The organism is Nostoc sp. CCY 9925 (genome assembly GCF_963920935.1).
GTDB lineage: Bacteria > Cyanobacteriota > Cyanobacteriia > Cyanobacteriales > Nostocaceae > Nostoc.
In genome coordinates this window covers 1-3,310 of the sequence record NZ_CAWUDO010000232.1, presented here as the reverse complement: position 1 = coordinate 3,310, position 3,310 = coordinate 1, and the positions used below count along the sequence as shown (strand labels likewise).

General features: G+C 40.3%; 5 protein-coding genes and 1 pseudogene. All 6 read left to right on the top strand.

The features are described 5' to 3' along the window. Positions 1 to 575 (top strand): AAA family ATPase (locus ACM0OY_RS39855; protein ID WP_414574212.1); only part of this gene is annotated, 575 nt, incomplete at its 5' end. 2 nt (positions 576 to 577) lie between these two features. Continuing rightward, a complete protein-coding gene (locus ACM0OY_RS39850; protein ID WP_414574207.1) occupies positions 578 to 1,120 on the top strand; it encodes a DUF192 domain-containing protein in 543 nt (180 codons plus the stop codon). A gap of 78 nt (positions 1,121 to 1,198) precedes the next feature. Then, positions 1,199 to 1,405: a hypothetical protein gene (locus ACM0OY_RS39845; protein WP_414574206.1), complete on the top strand. Its 207-nt coding sequence runs from the start codon at positions 1,199 to 1,201 to the stop codon at positions 1,403 to 1,405. Between the two features lie 312 nt (positions 1,406 to 1,717). Next, complete coding sequence (locus tag ACM0OY_RS39840; RefSeq protein ID WP_414574211.1) at positions 1,718 to 2,308, top strand: hypothetical protein; 591 nt, start codon at positions 1,718 to 1,720, stop codon at positions 2,306 to 2,308. 182 nt (positions 2,309 to 2,490) lie between these two features. Further along, positions 2,491 to 2,835: a hypothetical protein gene (locus tag ACM0OY_RS39835; RefSeq protein WP_414574210.1), complete on the top strand. Its 345-nt coding sequence runs from the start codon at positions 2,491 to 2,493 to the stop codon at positions 2,833 to 2,835. Positions 2,836 to 2,881: 46 nt separating this feature from the next. Beyond that, positions 2,882 to 3,310, top strand: a pseudogene (locus tag ACM0OY_RS39830) (hypothetical protein); the annotation flags it as partial.

The following is a 3,310-nucleotide window of genomic DNA, read 5'->3' as shown; positions in this document are numbered from 1 at the left end:
AGGGATTCGCCGGGGATGATGATTTATCCAAACGCCTAGCTGGTATGCTTTTGACCTGGATGCAAGAACGTACTAGTGAGGTTTTAATTATTGCTTCGGCTAACAACATCGAATGGCTACCACCAGAGCTAACCAGAAGTGGCCGCTTCGACGAGATTTTCAAGGTGGATCTCCCAAATTACGGCGAACGGCACGAAATATTCAAGATTCACTTAGCCCGTTTCGATCGTCGTTTCCGTAATGGGGGCGATGGGTACAGCGAAGAAGAATGGAAAAGGTTACTCAAAGCCACGCAGCGATGTGTCGGTGCGGAGATTCAAGCTATTGTTGAACGTGCCGCCGTCTTTAGTTTCTGTCAAATGTTTGGCGACGATGTTTCTCCCCTTCAAGAACTACCACCACTAAGAATTACATTGTCGGCATTGCTGGCAGCAAGGCAGAGTATGAATCCTCTAGCCATCCGCGAAGCTGACCGAGTTGAAAGTATGCGTAACATTGCGACTTTACAAGGTCAACCATCTAGCCCTATCGATTCATCCATATATAGTCTCGGCAATGTTGATATTTTTGGATAATCATGAAAACTTTAAAAATCAGTTCCAAGAAGGATTTATACGTTGCTGCTTTCAAGTTACTGAACATACTAGGCCCTGTTGCTGGAGTATCAATTATCATTGGCACTGTGGCTAGCGGTTACATCCAAACTCGTCCCCAAAATTTACCGGTTACGCACATTCTCACGAAAGGCGATGGCGTTCCGCCCACCGTAGGCTCTAGCACATTTAAGCTAGAAGTCGCCTCTACACCAGAGCAATTAGAGAAAGGGCTAAAATTTCGAGCATCTTTGCCACGCGATCGCGGAATGTTATTCAACTTGGAGGCAGAAATTTACAATGTGCCTTTTTGGATGTACAAGGTAAATTTTCCATTAGACATTTTTTATCTCAAGAACAATGTGGTGACAACTGCGGTTTACAATGCCGAACCGTGCCACAAAACTCCTTGCCCTATTTATAAGGGGCGGGTTGCTAATCAGGTGCTAGAGCTAGCTCCTGGCGCTGCCAATATCAAGGTAGGGGACAAGCTCAACATTCAACCGTTATCATCAGCCAAAGAATGACATCGATTTTGATAGCAAAAAGTCTTTGGTGCTTAAGTAGTTTGTCAGATTAATGTTATCAATTTAATAATTGATTTAGTGCTGTCCACATCACTGCCGTTGGCACTTCATCCGGCGGCAGTGTATTTGTCGAGACTACTAGAAGCGGGTATAGATGTTTTCACCGTTTGTGAACTTGCAGGTCACGCGAACCCAGCGACTACCCAAAAATACGATTTACGTTCTCAAACAACTAAACGTGAAGCTGTGAAGTTTTTGAATGTACTTTACGAAAATTCACTCTAAACACCAGTACAATGTATTACATTGAACAGGCTTTAATCCACAAAACCAAGCAAAAGTCAATCCCGAAATTTTTATCTTACTGAGCTAATTACAAAAATATTTATACTAATAAATAATTGCAGGTATTATATATCAAGCAAAAAGGTTGCTAATACTATAATTGATGTCTGGATACTTAAAAAATGAATGTTAGCAATATTATACTAGTACTTTCGTGCTATTTTTTTTAGTACTAAGGTGTCTCCATCTTGAAGTTGATTTATTTAAAAATGTGCGTATTCCTCATCAAATCGTTCAGGAGAACGAAAGCAGATGCGTACTGACTACGAATACCCAGAAAGTTTTTCCGCTTCGGCAACAGCAACGCTCTCACCTTCCCCAAAGAATGACAGGGCGAAGAAAAACACACTTACACTCATGGGCGTGACTGGTGTGTTGATGATAGCAGAGATGTCCGTCCACAATATATTGATGGGTGGATTTATGATTGCGTCCGCCATCGTCATTGCCTTGCCGAAACAGTCACAAGCATTATTTACTAACTTCGATAAATTACAACGAAAGTATGGAGTTAATCTCTATGCTGTTTTGTTTGCGCTGTTAGCAGTAATTTGTCTAATTGATTTTGCGGCGGCTCCAGCTAATGCTCAATTTTTCAATAATGCTCAAACTTGGATGACCAACGCTTTTGGTAATGCCAACAATGGAGAAACATCAGCAGTTATCGAACTTTTTTTTAATGTATTGAGAGGTTTATTCCTATTATATGTCGGTATCAGTCTAGTTCGCATTATTCAATCTGCCCGGAATGATGAAGATTGGCAGACACTAGCAAGAACTCCATTAATCATAGTTATGGCGGTTTTTGTTGGAGATTTAATTACTGGTTTAATTGTTCAGTAAAAAAGCTTTTTGGTTATCAGTTGTTGAGAAATACGCATTTGAATTAATAGCTGATAACTCTTTATTAATGAAGTCGGAAGTCGGAAGTTGGAAGTACAGTTTTGTAATGGGTACCGACCACAAAACTGACCGTTTATAGAATCGGGGGACTTAAACCCACCGAATTTGTTAAATCAATAAATATGCCAGAGAAACGTACTTTTCGGACAGTAAATCGGATTTTAGGAGAAAGACCAAGACTAGGGCCATTCCCTGCCGACCAAATATTTCCCTGGACATTAATAGCAGTAGTCAATGTATTTATCTTTAATTATCTACTGAAAACAAGTTGGTTGGGTACAGGATTAAGTATTGCTTGGGGATGGGGTTCTTGGTGGACAATTTCTACAAATAAAGACTTTTTCGGTAAGTTCGTCAGTGTCCCTCGGATTAGTAGGGGATATATGAAATTTCAATCAATACAACAGAGGTCGGAGGTCGGAAGTCGGAAGTCGGAAGTCGGAGGTCGGAAGTCGGAAGAAAAATAAGTTCTAAGTTTTGAGTTTTCATTAAATTTCAGTTATTGAAAAAGTTATGCCAAAATCTTCTAATCAGGCTAAAGATAAATTAGGTAAAGGAGCATTAGAAAACGAGCAGATTAGTGTTGTCAAAATGCTCACTCCCTTTGAAGATATTATCCATTTAGCGGGCATTTGTGACCTCAACTTAGGAGGTAGGCAGGGCGTAGGCGCATTAATTCTCAAAAAAGATGAAAATATTCAAATCAAATTCTGCTTTGATTGTTTAGGGATTCATCCCAACTTGCCATCAGAGCAAATGCTGCCTATTTTTGAGGGCATAGAAGCTGGGCTAAAAGAAATTCCCGAAGGCGAAAGCCTCACAATACACTTAGGGTCTTTTACCTCGGATTATTATAGGCAAAAGGAACTATCTTCTTTAGAGTCAACTTGCTCTCTTGAGCCGTTAAAACTATTGATTCGCAGTGAAAGATTGCGAGTTAAA